Here is a 16,119-nt window from a genome sequence, read left to right as displayed (position 1 = left end):
AGCCGGAGACCCCATTCCGATGAGTACGCTTCCTCAACTCGCCATCAATACGATCCGTACCCTTTCGATGGAAGGTGTCGAGCGCGCCAATTCCGGCCATCCCGGCACGGCCATGGCCCTTGCCCCTGCGATGTATGCCGTCTGGCAGCATGATCTGAAATACGATCCGGCCGATCCGTGCTGGCCCGCCCGTGACCGTTTCGTCCTCTCGGTCGGTCATGCGTCGATGCTACTGTACTCCACCCTGTTCCTGACGGGCGTGAAGGACATCCAGGACGGCAAGGTCGTTGATGCGCCCTCCCTTACTGTCGAAGACCTGTCGCAGTTCCGCCAGCTGAACTCCAAGACCCCGGGCCATCCGGAATACCGCTTTACCGCTGGTGTTGAGACCACGACTGGCCCGCTCGGGCAGGGTTGCGGCAATTCCGTCGGTATGGCGATCGCCCAGAAATGGATGTCCGCGCGTTATGACCGCCCGGGCTTCAAGCTGTTCGATTACCATGTGACGGTGTTCTGTGGTGACGGCGACATGATGGAAGGCGTTGCTTCTGAAGCTGCCTCCACGGCTGGTCATCTCGCGCTTGGAAACCTGACCTGGATCTATGATTCAAACCAGATTTCCATCGAGGGTTCGACGGATCTGGCCTTCACGGAAAATGTGGGCAAGCGTTTTGAAGCCTATGGCTGGCACGTCCAGACCCTGACGGACGGCAACGATGTCGACGCCATTCTCGCTGCTTTGAAGGCCGCCCGTGCCGTGACGGATCGCCCGAGCATGATCGTTCTCAAGACGGTCATCGGCTATGGCGCGCCCAAGAAGGCTGGTACGGCGTCCGCGCATGGCGAGCCGCTGGGTGCGGACGAAATCAAGGGTGCGAAGAAGGTCTATGGCTGGCCGGAAGACGCTCCGGATTTCTACGTGCCGGACGGTGTGAAGGAGCATTTCGCCGAAGGTCTCGGCAAGCGTGGCGCGGAAGCCCATGCGGAATGGCGTGAGCTGTTCTCGGCCTATCGCGAAGCGCATCCGGAACTTGCGACTGAAATCGACTGCATTCTGGAACACCGTCTGCCGGAAGGCTGGGACAAGGACATCCCGACCTTCGGCGCGGATGCGAAGGGCATTGCCTCCCGTGCAAGTTCGGGTCAGGTGCTGAATGCAGTTGCGAAGAACCTGCCCTGGATGATCGGTGGCTCCGCTGACCTGACGCCGTCCACCAAGACGGACATCAAGGGCGGTGGCTCCTTCCAGCCGGAAAAATGGAACGGCACCTATGGTGGCCGCAACCTGCATTTCGGTGTGCGCGAACATGCGATGGGCTCCATCTGCAATGGCATCGCGCTGTCGGGCATCCGGTCCTACGGTTCGGGCTTCCTGATCTTCTCCGATTACATGAAGGCGCCGATCCGTCTGTCCGCCATCATGGAACTGCCGGTTCTGTATATCTTCACGCATGACTCCATCGGCGTGGGCGAAGATGGACCGACGCATCAGCCGATCGAGCAGCTGGCCCAGCTTCGTGCAACGCCGGGCATCATGACGATCCGTCCGTCCGACGCCAACGAAGTGGCCGAAGCCTGGCGCACGCTGATCCCCATGACGCACAAGCCGGCCGTGCTCGCGCTCAGCCGTCAGAACCTGCCGACGATCGACCGCACGAAATATGCTTCCGCCGCTGGTCTGGCGAAGGGCGGTTATGTGCTGGCGAGCTGTGAAGGCAAGCCGGACGTCATTCTGATCGCTTCGGGTTCGGAAGTCAGTCTCGTGGTCGGGGCTTATGAGAAGCTCACGGCGGAAGGCATCAATGCCCGGGTCGTGTCCATGCCGAGCTTTGATCTGTTCGAAGAGCAGAGCCAGGAATACCGCGATTCCGTGCTGCCGCCGGACGTCATTGGTCGCGTTGCGGTTGAGCAGGCCGCGGCCTTCGGCTGGGATCGGTATGTCGGCATCGGTGGTGCGATCATCGCCATGAACACATTCGGTGCGTCGGCTCCGGCCTCGGCACTTCTCACGAAATTCGGTTTCACGCCGGAAGCGGTTTTTGACGCAGCAAAGCGTCAGGCCCTGCGCGGCAAGTAAGGGAGAGATCCTGTGGCAGACACAATCTCCAATACCGGTCTGAACGAAGTCGGCAGCGTACTGCGCGACCTTGAGAAATATGGTCAGTCTCCCTGGCTGGATTTCATCCAGCGCAGCTTTACGGAGGATGGCAGCCTCCGCAAGCTGGTGGACGAGGACGGCCTGCGTGGCGTGACCTCCAACCCGGCTATCTTCGAGAAGGCCATCGGGCACGGCACGGAATACGATCCGCAGATCCGCAAGCTGCTTGAAGGTGAGGGCCTCTCCCCCGGCGAACTGTACGAGCATCTCGCCATCGACGACATCCGCTCCGCCTGTGCGGTGCTGGATCCGGTGTTCGAAAAGACCAAGGGGCTGGACGGCTATGTCAGCCTTGAAGTCTCTCCCTATCTGGCGTTTGACGCGCATGGGACGATCACGGAAGCACGCCGTCTGTGGAAGGCGGTGTCGCGTCATAACCTGATGATCAAGATCCCGGGCACCACGGAAGGCACGGGTGCCATTCGCGAAGCAATCGCGGACGGCATCAATGTCAACGTGACGCTGCTGTTCTCGCTGGATGCCTACAAGGCTGTTCTGGAAGCCTATGTGTCCGGCCTTGAAGCCCGCGTGGCACGGGGTGAAGAAATTTCGCGCATCTCCAGCGTGGCCTCGTTCTTCGTCAGCCGCATCGATGCCAAGATCGATGGTGAAATCGACCGTCGCATTGCCGCTGGCGATGCAGACGCCGAAGCGCTGAAGGCCGTTCGCGGCAAGGTCGCAATCGCCAATGCGAAGATGGCGTATCAGTACTATCTGGACGTCCGCAACAGCCCGCGCTGGAAAGCGCTGGCCGAGAAGGGCGCCAACCCGCAGCGTCTGCTGTGGGCCAGCACCGGCACCAAGGACAAGGCCTATTCGGACGTCCTGTATGTCGAGGAGCTGATTGGCCCCGAGACGGTCAACACCATCCCGCCCGCAACATTCGATGCCTTCCGCGACCACGGCAAGTCCCGTGCCAGCCTGACGGAAAATGTCGAGGAAGCCCGCCATGTGATGGCTGAGGCCGAGCGCCTCAACCTGAACCTGGACGCCGTGACGGCAAAGCTCGTCAAGGAAGGCTGTGCGGCGTTCAGCGTGTCGTTCGACACGCTGCTGACAGCTGTTGCGACCAAGCGCGAAGCCGTCCTGGGTAGCCGTCTGCTGCGGGTCAGTGCTGATCTGCCGCCGGATCTGCGTGATGACGTAGCTGGTGCGGAAAAGGACTGGAGCCATAGCGGTGGTCTTCGCCGCATCTGGAAGAAGGACCCGTCCGTCTGGACGAACGGTCCGGAAGCCGGCTGGCTGAACTGGTTGACGGTCGTGCAGGATCGTCTGTGGCATATCGAGGAGCTGGAAGTTCTGGCCCGCGATGTCCGCAGTCGCGGTTTCAAGGATATCCTGCTTCTGGGCATGGGCGGTTCGAGCCTCGGCCCAGAGGTTCTCGCCGAGACGTTCGGACAGCGTGAAGGCTGGCCGAAGCTGCATGTTCTCGACAGCACGGATCCCCAGCAGGTTACGGCGTTCGAAAAAGCCATCGATCCGAAGAACACGCTGTTCATCGTGGCCAGCAAGTCCGGCGGAACGCTGGAGCCGAACATCCTGTTCGCGCATTTTTGGCAGGTCGCAGGGCAGGCTCTGGGCAAGAAGCCGGGTGACAGCTTTATCGCCATCACCGATCCCGGCTCGCACATGCAGAAGGTGGCCGAGGAAAACGGCTTCTGGCGTGTGTTCTACGGTGATCCGAAAATCGGCGGTCGTTATTCTGTCCTGTCCAATTTCGGTCTCGTCCCGGCGGCTGCAAGCGGCATTGACGTCCGCAAGCTGCTGATGGTCACGCGCCTGATGGTTGAATCCTGTGATGGAAGTGCGCCGCCGGCTGCAAATCCGGGCGCGGTTCTGGGGCTGATCCTGGGTCATGCCGCGCATTGCTTCGGCCGTGACAAGGTGACGATCCTGGCATCTGACGGGATTGCCTCGCTGGGCGCATGGCTGGAACAGCTCATTGCGGAAAGCACCGGCAAGAAAGGCCTCGGCCTCATCCCCATCGATGAGGAAGAACTCGGCACACCCGAAGTGTACGGAACGGACCGTATTTTCGTGGATCTGCTGCTGGGCGATGACGTACCCGACAGCCGCCTTGGCGCACTGCGTGCCGCCGGTGCGCCCGTTGTTACCATTCGTCTCGCCGATGCGTCCCAGATCGGGCAGGCGTTCTTCCTGTTCGAATTTGCCACGGCCGTGGCCGGTGCAGTTCTCGGGATCGATCCGTTCGATCAGCCGGATGTCGAGTTCAGCAAGCTCGAGACGCGTAAGCTGACCTCAGCCTATGCCGAAACGGGATCGCTGCCGCCGGAAACGCCTTTCGCAAAGGACGGCACGCTGTCCTTCTATGCGGATGCGAAGAACACAGAAGCCTTTGAAAACAAGAGCGATGCGGTCTCCATCCTCAAGGCGCTCTTTGATCGCGTGAAGGAGGGTGACTATGTCGGGCTGCTCGCCTATATCCGGCGCGACCAGCAGACACGGGACTGGGCACAGTCCGTTCGCATGGAGCTTCGGGATACGCTGAAGGTGGCGACAGCCGCTGAATTCGGACCCCGGTTCCTTCATTCGACGGGCCAGGCCTACAAGGGCGGACCCGACAGCGGCGTGTTCCTGCAGGTCACGGCAACGGATGCGGCGGATGTGCCGGTTCCGGGCCATGGCTTCAGCTTCAGTGTCGTGAAAGCGGCACAGGCGCGAGGCGATTTCGAGGTGCTCGCGGCCCGTGGCCGTCGTGCCCTTCGCGTTCATATCGATGGACCGCTGGAAGAGGGGCTGAAGGCTCTGGAAACGGCGATTCACAAAGCACTGGCAGGAGCATAAGTCATGCGGATCGGAATCATCGGACTGGGACGGATGGGCGGCAATATTGCCGTCCGTCTGACGCGCCACGGACATGATGTCGTCGTGCATGACCGCACGCCGGAAGTGACGGCCTCGGTCGTCAGCCGTTGTGAAGCCGGGCGTGCTACGCCCGCCAATTCCGTGGCCGAGATGGCGAAGCTGCTCGAAGGTGACGAACACCGTGTGGTGTGGGTCATGCTTCCGGCAGGCGCCATCACCGAGGCCTGCGTTCAGGAACTTGGCGGCCTTCTGGGGCGCGGGGATGTCATCATTGATGGCGGAAACACCTACTACAAGGACGATGTCCGCCGGTCGGCCGAACTGGGTGAAAAGGGCATTTCCTATGTGGATGTCGGCACCTCGGGCGGGGTCTGGGGTCTGGAACGCGGGTACTGCATGATGTTCGGCGGGACGAAAGAAACCGCCGAATACATTGATCCGATCCTCAGCGCGCTCGCGCCGGGGATCGGGGATGTGCAGCGCACGCCGGGCCGTGATGAATCGGGTCATGATCCGCGCGCCGAGCAGGGCTATTTGCACTGTGGTCCCGCGGGTTCGGGCCACTTCGTGAAGATGGTCCATAACGGCATCGAATACGGCATGATGCAGGCCTTCGCCGAAGGCTTCGACATTATGAAAAGCAAGAACTCTCCGGTTCTTGCGGAAAAAGACCGGTTCGAGCTCAACATGGGCGACATCGCCGAAGTCTGGCGTCGCGGCAGTGTCGTGTCGTCCTGGCTTCTCGACCTGACGGCGGAGGCCCTGACCCGTTCGGAAACCCTCAACGAGTTCTCCGGCGAAGTCGCGGACTCTGGTGAAGGTCGCTGGACGATCGAGGCCGCCATTGAAGAAGACGTGCCGGCTCCGGTCATGACGGCCGCGCTGTTTACGCGCTTCCGCTCACGGTCTGGCAATAACTTTGCCGAGAAGGTTCTCTCGGCACAGCGTTTCGGTTTCGGCGGACACGTCGAAAAGAAATAAGACTGCGCCCCTCATGGGCAATGACTGGCTGGCAGGGTATGGTTTTGCCATTGCTGACCAGCCAGCCCCCGCAAAGACTCTGACGGGGGTTTTTACAGGGGCTTTTATGTCCGTTGACCTCGACGCCATCCATGCGGATCTGCCGCCGCTGCCACAGACCATCCGGATGGTCGTGTCCGACATGGACGGAACCCTCTTGACGCCGGACAAGACCATCGCGCCTTCGACACTGGCCATGGTCAAGGTGCTTCAGGAGCGGGGAATTCCACTCTGTCTGGCCAGCGCGCGGCCACCCGCTGCGATGGTTCCCTACATCGAGCAGCTCGGCCTGACCGGACAGAATGCCGGCTTCAATGGCGGGATTATTTTCCGGCCTGATGGCACAACGTCGGTCAGCCGTGTTCTCGCCCCGGATGTGCTGTCGATCGTGCATGACATGCTGCATCTCCACGGGATCGAGACCTGGTTTTTACGCCAGTCCTACTGGATGGTAAAAGACGCCTATACGCCCTTCGTACAGCACGAGCAGGTCATTACTGGCCTGAAGCCGCATCCGGTCCCGGATCTTCGCAAGGAGTTCGAGGGGATCGGCAAGGTGATGGGCGTGAGCAGCAATACCAGCCTGCTTCAGGACATCGAAACCGAACTTGGCGCGATGCTTCAGGGCGATGCGAGCGTGCGCCGCTCTTCCGATATTCTTCTGGACGTGACACCGGCCCTGGCCAACAAGGGTGAGGCCGTGCGTGAACTGGCGCTTGCCCACGGCATTGCGCCGCATGAGGTGGCCTGTCTTGGTGATGCCCATAACGATCTGCCGATGTTTTCGGTCGCGGGTCTGGGTATTGCGATGGGACAGGCTGAAGATGACGTGAAAGCCGCCGCGCAGGTTCTCACAGACACCAATGAGCGCGATGGCTGGGCCAAGGCCGTCGAGCGCTACATCCTGCCGAGAGTTCCCAATCCATGACCACCGACATCCGTTCCGCCACGCTGGAAACCCTTCCTGATTCAGAAGCCGTTGCCCTGCGGATGGCGAATCTTCTCGTTGAAGGAATTCTGGCCAAGACGGATGGCCCGTTCCGGGTTGCCCTCTCTGGCGGCTCCACGCCCAAGCGCCTGTTCGAGATCCTTGCCACGCCGTCGCGTGCGAAGCTGATCCCGTGGGAGCGCGTTGAGATTTTCTATGGTGACGAGCGTCATGTGCCGGAAGGCCATGCCGACAGCAATCACACGGTCGGCCAGTCCGTCCTGCTGTCCCGTGTTCCAGTGCCAGCGCAGAATGTCCACGCCATTCCAACCGCTGCAACGGTGGAAGAGGACGCGAAGGCTTACGAAAAGACCCTTCAGACCGCTTACGGTGCAACGGAGCTTGATCCGAAGCGCCCGCTGTTCGATCTCGTCATGCTGGGTCTTGGCACCGACGGTCATACGGCATCGCTGTTTCCGGGGCAGCCGGTTCTGAAGGAACGGACGGCCTGGGTCGGGACGGCCGCACCGTCCACAGCACCTTATGAGCGCATTACGCTGACCTATCCTGCCATCCAGTCCAGCGCACTGGTCGTGTTCCTCGTGACGGGGGCATCCAAGGTCGAAATGCTGGAGCGTCTGGTCGAGGGTGACAGTTCCATCCCTTCGGCACGGGTGACGAGCGAGGGACGCATCATCGTTCTTGCGGACCGCGCTGCGGTGGGAGAGGACGCATGAGCGGGACGGATATGAACGCTCACAAGCGTACGGCTGCGCGTGAGGCGGCTGACATGGTCAAGAGCGGCATGGTCGTGGGGCTCGGAACGGGCAGCACGGCGGCCTACATGATCGAGCGTCTGGGCGAGCGCGTTACGGAAGGTCTGGAGATTTTCGGAATCCCGACATCCGACGACAGCGAAGACAAGGCGCTCAAGGCCGGGATCCCCCTGACGGATTTCAGCGCGCATCGCCGGATCGACATCGCCATTGATGGTGCGGACGAGGTCCAGCGTGGCTCGCTCAACCTGATCAAGGGTCTGGGTGGCGCATTGCTGCGCGAGAAAATCGTGGCGCAGGCGGCCAAGCGCTTCGTGGTGATCGTGGACGGCACCAAGCCCGTGGACCTGTTGGGCGAAAGGGCACCTGTTCCCGTAGAGGTCATTTCCTTTGGCTGGGAATGCACGGCGGAACTGCTGGCGGCCTGTGGCGCACGCGGTGTGAAGCCTCGCACGGATCGGGCCGGTTCGCTGTTCGTGACCGATACCGGCAACATGATCCTCGACTGCCATTTCGGGCCGATCGACAACCCTGAAAAACTGGCTGATAAAATCGACCGGATCGTCGGTGTCGTCGAGCATGGCATGTTTCTCAACATGGCGTCCGAAGTTCTGGTGGCAACGCCGGACGGGGTGGAGCACTGGGAGCCATGAAAATGACGGAACACGAAACGCAGATGGGTCTGAAGCCGCGTTTTCTCGTGGTCATGGGCGTCTCCGGAACAGGCAAGACAACGGTCGCAACCGGTCTTGCCACGCGTCTGGGTTGGCATTTTCAGGAAGGGGATGCGCTGCATCCGCCGGCCAATGTCGAGAAGATGAGCACGGGACAGCCGCTGACCGATGCGGACCGTGCGCCCTGGCTTGCGCTCTGTCATGATTGGCTGCGCGCGCAGGTCGAAGCCGGGCATGGCGCGGTGCTGACATGTTCCGCACTCAAGCGCGCCTATCGCGAGCAACTTCGTGGTGCGGATCTGCCGATTGAATTTGTGCATATCGACACATCGGCTGCGGAACTTGCCGAGCGGCTGGAGCGGCGGGAAGGACATTTCATGCCGGCCAGCCTGCTGCCCAGCCAGCTTGCGACGCTTGAGGTTCCCGGTGATGACGAGCCGGTGATCCGCGTCTCGGGCGAGAAGCATCCCGATGTGGTGCTGGAGGAGCTGATCAGCCATTTTCAGGCGGAGGACTGATCCATGGCCGAGACCACCCGGCTTCTGGTGGATGCCGATGCGTGCCCGGTCAAGGACGAGATCTACCGGGTCGGGGCACGCTATGGCCTCAAGACAGTCATCGTTGCCAATAGCTGGATGAACATCCCGCAGTCGCCGCTCATTGAGCGCGTCGTGGTGCCGGAAGGGCCGGACGTGGCGGATGACTGGATTGCGGAACAGGTGACGCCATCCGACATTGTCATCACCAGCGATATTCCGCTCGCGGTGCGTTGTCTGGCGAAAAAAGGCTCCGTCCTGCGGCCCAATGGCGAGGAAATCGACGAACGCTCAGTGGGTATGGTCTCGGCCATGCGGGATCTGATGCAGGGTCTGCGCGAGACGGGAGCAGTCACAACCTATAATCCGTCCTTTGGGAAAAACGACCGGAGCCGGTTTTTATCCGCACTGGATACACTCATCGTGCGACTCCGCAGGAAAGCTGCCCTGGCGCGATCGGTCCCCAGTTCTTCAGAAACAATCCACAGGCCCTTCCCCGGAGATGTTCCCTGATTCTGGGGATATCTTCTGCCGGGGGATAATCCCGCCCCGATAAGGATATTGTCCCATGAATCCGCTCCGCCTCGCCCAGCTTGAAATGTTCTGCGCGGTCGTGGAGGAGGGGACGGTCGTGGCAGCGTCACGGCGTCTGAACTGTGTGGCGTCCAACGTAACGGCGCGGCTGAAGGAGCTGGAACTGCTGCTCGGGCAGGAGCTGTTTCTGCGTGAAAAGGGTCGCCTGACACCCACTCCCGAAGGGCGGCTCTTCTATCAGCAGGCGAGGCCGGTTGTGTCAGGTGCGCAGTCCCTGACGGATCTGTTCACTGAGGGCACTCCGCGCGGCATTCTGAATATCGGGGCGCTGGATGTCGCTCTGGAGGGATATCTGCCGCGGATTGTGCCGGAGTTTCTCAAAGCCTGCCCGGGTGTAGAGCTGAAGATGTTTCTACGCCCGACCTACACGCTGGAGCGGATGTTGGCGGACGGGGAGATTGATCTGGCGCTGACGGATGGCCCGATTGTACATCCGCTCATGGAGAGCCGCTTCGCCTTCAGGGAAAAACTGGCGCTTGCCATGCCGGTTGGCCAGAAGGGCGCGCGGGACGGGCAGCATGTTTTCCTGTTCAACACGGACTGCTTCTATCGCCGGTATTTCGAGACCTGGCTTGAACGGCACGGCGTTTCAAACGCGATCATCCACACGGTTGAATCCTATGATGTCATTCTCGCCTGCGTTCAGGCCGGACTGGGTATTTCCTGTGTGCCGCACAGTATCATTTCGCAGGTCAAAAGACGGCGTCGTGAAGGCATTGCGTTTACATATCCCGAAGATCTGAAAGGCAGTGAAGTCTATTTCATCTGGCGTGAGCCGGGACTGAATGATCTGGGACGCAGATTTCTGGATTATGCACCGCCGCATTCGGATGCTCATGAAAAGTGAGTCCATAGCTCACGAATCATCACTTTTTATTATCAGGGAATGCCTGCACCTTACGGTCATCGAATGAACTGCTGGCTGGCTGATGCGTCTGTTTCATTACCAAGCGCAGGGTCGCCACACAGAAAATGCAGGAAATTTCATGACTGAGAAAAGCAATCTCTTCATCAACGGAAGCTGGGTCGCACCAAAGAGCGGCGAATGGATCATGGTTGAAAACCCGGCCACAAAAGCTGTCGTGGGCGAAGTGGCCAAGGGCACGCAGGCCGATGTGGACGCTGCCGTCTCCGCTGCGAAATCGGCTTTTACCGGCTGGAGCCGCCGCACGGCGACCGAGCGTGCTGATTACATCCATGCGCTCAAGGATCTGGTGAAGCGCGACAAGGAAAAGCTGGCGGCACTTATCACCTCCGAAATGGGCAAACCGCTTAAGGAAGCCCGGGTGGAGGTCGATTTCGCCATCGGTCTGCTACGTTTTGCCGCAGAGAACGTCCTGCGTCTGCAGGGCGAGATCATCCCGGGGAGTTCACCGGACGAGAAAATCCTGATCGATCGCGTGCCGCTGGGTGTTATCGGCGCGATTACGGCTTGGAACTTTCCGCTCGCGCTCTGTGCCCGCAAGATCGGTCCGGCTGTGGCGGCTGGCAACACGATCGTCCTCAAGCCGCATGAACTGACGCCGCTGGCCTGTCTGCATCTGGCGAAGCTGGTTGAAGAAGCGAAAATTCCGCACGGTGTCATCAATATCGTGACGGGCGACGGCAAGGATGTTGGCGTACCGCTGGTGGCGCACAAGGACATCAAGCTCATCACGATGACGGGCTCGACTCCCGCCGGCAAGAAGATCATGGCCGCTGCGTCCGAGACGCTGAAGGAAGTCCGGCTTGAGCTGGGCGGCAAGGCGCCGTTCATGGTCATGGAAGATGCCGATCTGGACAAGGCGGCCGATGCCGCGGTGTCAGCGCGCTTTGGCAACGGAGGGCAGGTCTGCACTTCCAACGAGCGCACCTATATCCATGAGGCTGTCTATGACAGGTTCGTCGGGAAGGTCCGCGAGAAGATTGATGCGCTGAAGGTCGGGCTGCCGACGGATGCCAGCACGGATCTGGGGCCGAAGGTGAGCGAGGACGAGCTCAACAAGGTCCATGAGATGGTCGAGCATGCGGTCCGGCAGGGCGCGCGTCTTGCATCCGGTGGCAAGCGGCTGACGGGTGGCGTGTACGACAAGGGGTACTTCTATGCCCCGACGCTGCTGACGGATGTGACGCAGGACATGGATATCGTGCACAACGAAGTCTTTGGTCCGGTGATGTCGCTGATCCGCGTGAAGGATTTTGATCAGGCCATCGCCTGGGCCAATGACTGCCGCTATGGACTGTCGGCGTATCTCTTCACGAACGATCTGAACAAGATCCTGCGCATGACCCGCGAACTGGAATTTGGTGAGGTCTATGTGAACCGTCCGGGTGGCGAGGCGCCGCAGGGCTTCCATCATGGTTACAAGGAAAGTGGCCTTGGTGGCGAGGACGGGCAGCACGGCATGGAAGCCTATGTCCAGACGAAGACCATTTACCTCAACGCGTAATGGACGAATGGGCGACTGTATGGTGGTCGCCCGTGTTTTTCTGAAAGGATCAGCATCATGGTAAAAGTCGCTGCACTGGCCACCAATGGTCTTGAAGAAATCGAACTGACGGGTCCGCAGGAAGCGCTGGAAAAGGCGGGTGCGACCGTCACGGTCATTTCCCTCAAGGCAGGGGAATTCCAGGCCGTGAACAAGGACATTTATCCGTCCCGTAAGATCCAGGCCGATCTGGCGATCGCCGATGCGAAGGCCGAGGATTATGACGCGTTGCTGCTTCCGGGTGGCCTGGCCTCTCCGGATGCGCTGCGGCTGAACAAGGATGTGGTGGCCTTCGCCACGGCCTTCGTGAAGGCGAACAAGCCAATCGCCGCCATCTGCCACGGCGCGCAGACGCTGATCGAAGTGGGGGAGCTGAAAGGACGGACCGTGACGTCCTGGCCAGCCATCCGGACGGATCTGGAAAATGCCGGGGCGAGCTGGGTGGATAATGAGGTCGTCGTTGACGGGCCTTATGTTTTCTCCCGATGCCCGGATGATATCCCGGCTTTCAACAAGGCCATCATCAGGCATTTCAAGCTCGCCTGAAATTTTTATCAGGGCACAAAAAAGGAGGCTCTCCCGTTATGGGAGGCCTCCTTTTTTTATGGGATAATGGCGTTCAGATCGTGCGATCTACCGCAATGCGTCCCAGTGCGGGATCATCGGTGAAGAAGCCGTCGATCCCCATGTCCAGATAGCGGCGCAGTTCCGCGACCATGCCCTTGGGATTGCGGACAGCGTCCCCAGCATCGCTGCGAAGCTGAGCCGGGAGGAAATGGTTTTCCGGCCGTGCCGTGTAGGAATGAACCAGAAGCCCGGCCCGATGGGCATCGGTCACGAGGCTGGATGGCTCCAGCCAGGCGCCTTTGCTGTCGCGCGGGATCAGGTCCGTGTTGGACGGGCCGATCACGTCGGCATAGCGGCGGACGTCCTTGAGACCTTCGGGCGTCATGAGATCGCCGAAGGTCGTGGTCTTGCCCGCTGCCATCAGATCCGGCGGGACGTCCTTGCGCTCGCCCATGAGCAGCATCAGACGCGCCTGCGGGTTGATGGACAGAACATCTGCGCGGATGCGTCCCAGATTGCTCGTCTCGAAGGACTGGAGTTCCAGCGGGGCCTGCCGGGTGTAGTCGTGGGCGGCGATGGTTTGAAGGAAAACGGCTTCGGGGTTCAGACCGAGGCTGTTGAAATGTGTGGAATGCTTGATTTCCGGCACAAGGCCAAAAACCTTACCCGTGGCGGCTGACTGGGCAGCGACCTGTTCGATGACTTCCTCGAAGGTCGGGATTTCGAAATGGTCGTCATAGCGGGTGTTGTGGACCCGGATCGTGGAAAGACGTTCGCGCGCACGCAGGGTCTTGAGTTCTGCGAGCGTGAAGTCGGTTGTGAACCAGCCGGTCTCGACGCGCCCGTCGATCTTGAGGGACCGGTGACGGGAGGCGAACTCCGGATGGTCCGCAACATCGGTCGTCCCGGCGATATTGCTCTCATGGCGGACGACCAGATGGCCGTCCTTTGTCATGACGAGATCGGGCTCGATGAAGTCCGCGCCATCCATCATGGCGCGGGCATAGGAGGCCAGCGTGTGCTCCGGACGCAGGGCCGAGGCCCCGCGATGGGCGAACACGAGAGGCTTCGGCGCCAGTGAGGGCGCGGCTTTCGCCCGCAGGTGCAGGGCGGGAAGCCCGGCTGCGAGCAGGCCGAGGCTCTGGCGACGTGTCAGCATGGGGCAGTATTCCTTACAGGGCCGCGCTGAGGCTCAGGAAGAACATGCGCGGCGCGATGGGGTAGGCCGAGAACTGACCCGAAGTCTGGGTCGCGTTGATCGTGGACCATCCCTTCGTGTTTGTCAGGTTGGTGATGTTGCCCTGGACCTTCAGCGACGCGATGTGCGGGATGTTGTGGAAGGTGTAACCCGCGTTCAGGTTGAACTGCGCGTAGGGCGCGGCCCACATGTCGTTGGTGTAGGTCGCATAACGCTTGCCGATCACGTCACCGGTGAACTGGCCGTAAGCATTGCCCCAGTTGGTGGTGAAGACGAACTTCTCCGACCAGTCCGGCATGCCGACGACGTTCTTGCCCGCCGTGTGAATGATGCTCGAACCCGTGCTGTAATTATCGTTGTACGTGGACTTGTTATAGGACAGCGCGTTGTACAGCGAGAAATGCGGTCCGAAATGGGTGGTGAAGGAGAAATCCATACCATCCGTCGTGACCGAGCCCACGTTTGCGAGCGTGGTGGCCGAACCGATGATGGACGACAGGGTCTGCGTCGTCGCCACGGCCAGAAGACGGTTCGAGAAGTGAACGTGATAGTACTCGACCTGACCTTCGATCGCCGTCAGCGGTCCGAGATGGATCTGGCGATGTTCACGCAGACCGGTCTCATACGTCCATGACGTCTCGGGCTTGCCGTTGTTCTTGAACTCTTCGAAAGCAGCCTGACTGGTCGCACCCCAGGGGGTGGCGTTGCCGTAACCTGCGTCCTGATAGGAGCGCATGTTTTCCTGGATGTTGGCGAACCACTGTTCGTGCTTCGTGATATCCCAGACTGCGCCGAAAGCGGGCAGGAACGGCTTGGCAGCATCGATCTCGCCACCCGGTGCCGTCACGGCATAGGATGGGGAGAGCGAACCAGCCTTTGCGGCGACCGGCAGGGTGCCGTTCGTATAGACCAGCTCGGATTTGAAGCCCGCCATCAGGGAGAAGTTCTTCGAGATCTGCCAGTTGTCCTGCAGATGCGTGACGAACGTGTTGGTGTAGAAATTGTTGGTGTACTGGTCGATCAGGGCGTTCTGCTGGCGCTCGTAAGGCGTGGTCGGGTTGTTTGCGTCCAGCGGATACCAGCGACGGGCCTGCGTGTTGTTGTTGCGTTCATACCAGCCGCCAAGCTCGATCGAGTGCTTGCCCAGATGGTAGCGCAGCGTGGACATCAAGCCACCGCGGTTGTCCCAGTATTCGGTCGTCCGCGTAGCATAGCCCGAACCGCCGAAGACGGTGTTCAGATCCTGACCCGGGAAATAGGCGGCGAACAGCGTCGGCAGACCGGCGGCCGAAATCGGACCGGCCACAACACCTTCACCCAGATCATGGTGATAATAGATGCTGTTGTCCCAGTGCAGGTTCTCGCTGAAATCATGCGTCCACTTGGAATAGGCGAGGAAATCCTCGCGCTGGGCCGCGGAGTAATAGTTGCGATAGTTCAGGCCGACCGCATTCGCGTTGGCCTTGGCGTAATTGAAATTTGGGAAGGTGAACGGACGGACATAAAGACCATAACCGCTCGGAAGGGTAATGCTGTCTTCGTTCGGCTCAACCTTCTGGGACCAGTCGAAGAACGTCGAGAAATGGTCGTGCTCGCTGTTGTGCACGAACTTCGCATTGACCTGATAGCCGCCCTGATGACCGGCAAAGTCCCAGGCGCGTGCATCCTGACGTGCAAAGGAGACATAGGCCGAATTGCCGTTGCCGAACTCACCTGTATCGAGGCGGGCGAAGGTACGGAACGTGGACCAGCTTCCGAAAACCTGTTCGATCTGCGCGCCGCGCTTCTTCAGCGGGTCCTGCGTCGTGAACTGCAGTGTTCCGCCAAGGTTGGACGTGGACGCCGTACCCAGCGCACCTGCGCCCGAAGAAACCGATGCCGAACCGATGTTCTCGCTGATGGCCGCCCGCTGCGGGGACAGGCCGTTATAGTTGCCGTAAGCCTGATCGCCGAGTGGGATACCGTCGAGCGTGTAGCCGAGCTGGTTCTGGTTGAAGCCGTGCACATAGAGCGAGGAGTTCTGCTCGTTGTTGCCCCATGGATCAGCGTTGTTGAACACCACGCCCGGCAGCATTTCCAGCGCCTTGACCGGGTTCACGCCCGGAAGGATCCGCTGAAGCTGCACATGGCTCAGTCCCTGCTCGGAACGCGTGCGCCGGGCCGTGATGACCAACTGTTCGGTGCTGCCTTCGACCGCTGTAACCTTGGCCTTGTGCTTGGCGTCATGTTTGGCAGCCGTGGCTTTTTTCGTCCCTGTCGTTTCGGCATTGGCAGGGTGAGGGAGGGCTGCAGCCAGCGCAAATGGCGAGCAGAAAACTGTCAGGAGCAGGCGGGAACGCAGCAGGTTGCGCGGCATTGAGGATCTTTCCGGGGC

13 protein-coding genes are annotated in these 16,119 nt (G+C 60.5%); 11 read left to right on the top strand and 2 right to left on the bottom strand.

All coding sequences use genetic code 11. The features are described 5' to 3' along the window. Nucleotides 1-19: 19 nt before the first annotated feature. The 11 genes from tkt to JK202_RS06810 all read left to right on the top strand — a co-directional run bounded on the left by tkt (nucleotide 20) and on the right by JK202_RS06810 (nucleotide 12,526). Nucleotides 20-2,077, top strand: a complete 2,058-nt coding sequence (tkt, locus tag JK202_RS06860) for a transketolase (protein ID WP_211559518.1) — start codon at nucleotides 20-22, stop codon at nucleotides 2,075-2,077. Nucleotides 2,078-2,089: 12 nt separating this feature from the next. Further along, nucleotides 2,090-4,963, top strand: coding sequence for a bifunctional transaldolase/phosoglucose isomerase (locus JK202_RS06855; protein ID WP_211559516.1), 2,874 nt, complete (start codon nucleotides 2,090-2,092; stop codon nucleotides 4,961-4,963). Nucleotides 4,964-4,966: 3 nt separating this feature from the next. Beyond that, entirely contained in the window at nucleotides 4,967-5,965 is a 999-nt protein-coding gene (gene gnd / locus JK202_RS06850; RefSeq protein ID WP_211559514.1) for a phosphogluconate dehydrogenase (NAD(+)-dependent, decarboxylating), read from the top strand. A 106-nt stretch (nucleotides 5,966-6,071) separates the two neighbouring features. After that, nucleotides 6,072-6,932 (top strand): Cof-type HAD-IIB family hydrolase, encoded by an 861-nt coding sequence (locus tag JK202_RS06845; RefSeq protein WP_211559512.1) that lies wholly within the window; start codon nucleotides 6,072-6,074, stop codon nucleotides 6,930-6,932. Beyond that, nucleotides 6,929-7,669: a 6-phosphogluconolactonase gene (gene pgl / locus JK202_RS06840; RefSeq protein WP_211559510.1), complete on the top strand. Its 741-nt coding sequence runs from the start codon at nucleotides 6,929-6,931 to the stop codon at nucleotides 7,667-7,669. The genes JK202_RS06845 and pgl overlap by 4 nt, the downstream gene beginning before the upstream one ends. Next, the gene (gene rpiA / locus JK202_RS06835; RefSeq protein WP_211559508.1) at nucleotides 7,666-8,361 is read left to right on the top strand and encodes a ribose-5-phosphate isomerase RpiA; all 696 of its coding nucleotides are present in this window, start codon (nucleotides 7,666-7,668) and stop codon (nucleotides 8,359-8,361) included. Before pgl ends, rpiA begins: the two co-directional genes overlap by 4 nt. Before the next feature lie 2 nt (nucleotides 8,362-8,363). Further along, entirely contained in the window at nucleotides 8,364-8,900 is a 537-nt protein-coding gene (locus JK202_RS06830) for a gluconokinase (RefSeq protein ID WP_211559506.1), read from the top strand. Between the two features lie 3 nt (nucleotides 8,901-8,903). After that, nucleotides 8,904-9,431 carry a YaiI/YqxD family protein gene (locus JK202_RS06825; protein ID WP_211559504.1) on the top strand — a complete coding sequence of 176 codons (528 nt, stop codon included), beginning with the start codon at nucleotides 8,904-8,906 and terminating at the stop codon, nucleotides 9,429-9,431. A gap of 55 nt (nucleotides 9,432-9,486) precedes the next feature. Further along, on the top strand, nucleotides 9,487-10,359 hold the full coding sequence (locus JK202_RS06820; RefSeq protein ID WP_211559502.1) for a LysR family transcriptional regulator: 873 nt from the start codon (nucleotides 9,487-9,489) through the stop codon (nucleotides 10,357-10,359). Nucleotides 10,360-10,498: 139 nt separating this feature from the next. After that, the gene (aldA, locus tag JK202_RS06815; RefSeq protein WP_211559500.1) at nucleotides 10,499-11,941 is read left to right on the top strand and encodes an aldehyde dehydrogenase; all 1,443 of its coding nucleotides are present in this window, start codon (nucleotides 10,499-10,501) and stop codon (nucleotides 11,939-11,941) included. A 57-nt stretch (nucleotides 11,942-11,998) separates the two neighbouring features. Continuing rightward, nucleotides 11,999-12,526 carry a type 1 glutamine amidotransferase domain-containing protein gene (locus JK202_RS06810; protein WP_211559498.1) on the top strand — a complete coding sequence of 176 codons (528 nt, stop codon included), beginning with the start codon at nucleotides 11,999-12,001 and terminating at the stop codon, nucleotides 12,524-12,526. 73 nt (nucleotides 12,527-12,599) lie between these two features. Here the strand turns inward: JK202_RS06810 and JK202_RS06805 are convergent, their stop codons facing one another. Continuing rightward, nucleotides 12,600-13,706 carry a glycerophosphodiester phosphodiesterase gene (locus JK202_RS06805; protein ID WP_211559496.1) on the bottom strand — a complete coding sequence of 369 codons (1,107 nt, stop codon included), beginning with the start codon at nucleotides 13,704-13,706 and terminating at the stop codon, nucleotides 12,600-12,602. A 13-nt stretch (nucleotides 13,707-13,719) separates the two neighbouring features. Beyond that, nucleotides 13,720-16,101 carry a TonB-dependent receptor gene (locus tag JK202_RS06800; protein ID WP_211559494.1) on the bottom strand — a complete coding sequence of 794 codons (2,382 nt, stop codon included), beginning with the start codon at nucleotides 16,099-16,101 and terminating at the stop codon, nucleotides 13,720-13,722. Nucleotides 16,102-16,119: the final 18 nt, after the last annotated feature.

This window comes from Gluconobacter sp. Dm-62, assembly GCF_018256155.1.
Lineage (GTDB): Bacteria > Pseudomonadota > Alphaproteobacteria > Acetobacterales > Acetobacteraceae > Gluconobacter.
Note: the sequence above shows the minus strand (reverse complement) of the source record. Positions and strands in the feature narration are given on the sequence as shown.

Bases quoted from the DNA above. Each gene is read 5' to 3' on its own strand.
- tkt (WP_211559518.1), top strand. From the start codon at position 20: ATGAGTACGCTTCCTCAACTCGCCATCAATACGATCCGTACCCTTTCG.
- gnd (WP_211559514.1), top strand. From the start codon at position 4,967: ATGCGGATCGGAATCATCGGACTGGGACGGATGGGCGGCAATATTGCC.
- JK202_RS06845 (WP_211559512.1), top strand. From the start codon at position 6,072: ATGTCCGTTGACCTCGACGCCATCCATGCGGATCTGCCGCCGCTGCCA.
- pgl (WP_211559510.1), top strand. From the start codon at position 6,929: ATGACCACCGACATCCGTTCCGCCACGCTGGAAACCCTTCCTGATTCA.
- rpiA (WP_211559508.1), top strand. From the start codon at position 7,666: ATGAGCGGGACGGATATGAACGCTCACAAGCGTACGGCTGCGCGTGAG.
- JK202_RS06830 (WP_211559506.1), top strand. From the start codon at position 8,364: ATGACGGAACACGAAACGCAGATGGGTCTGAAGCCGCGTTTTCTCGTG.
- JK202_RS06825 (WP_211559504.1), top strand. From the start codon at position 8,904: ATGGCCGAGACCACCCGGCTTCTGGTGGATGCCGATGCGTGCCCGGTC.
- JK202_RS06820 (WP_211559502.1), top strand. From the start codon at position 9,487: ATGAATCCGCTCCGCCTCGCCCAGCTTGAAATGTTCTGCGCGGTCGTG.
- aldA (WP_211559500.1), top strand. From the start codon at position 10,499: ATGACTGAGAAAAGCAATCTCTTCATCAACGGAAGCTGGGTCGCACCA.
- JK202_RS06810 (WP_211559498.1), top strand. From the start codon at position 11,999: ATGGTAAAAGTCGCTGCACTGGCCACCAATGGTCTTGAAGAAATCGAA.
- JK202_RS06805 (WP_211559496.1), bottom strand. From the start codon at position 13,706: ATGCTGACACGTCGCCAGAGCCTCGGCCTGCTCGCAGCCGGGCTTCCC.
- JK202_RS06800 (WP_211559494.1), bottom strand. From the start codon at position 16,101: ATGCCGCGCAACCTGCTGCGTTCCCGCCTGCTCCTGACAGTTTTCTGC.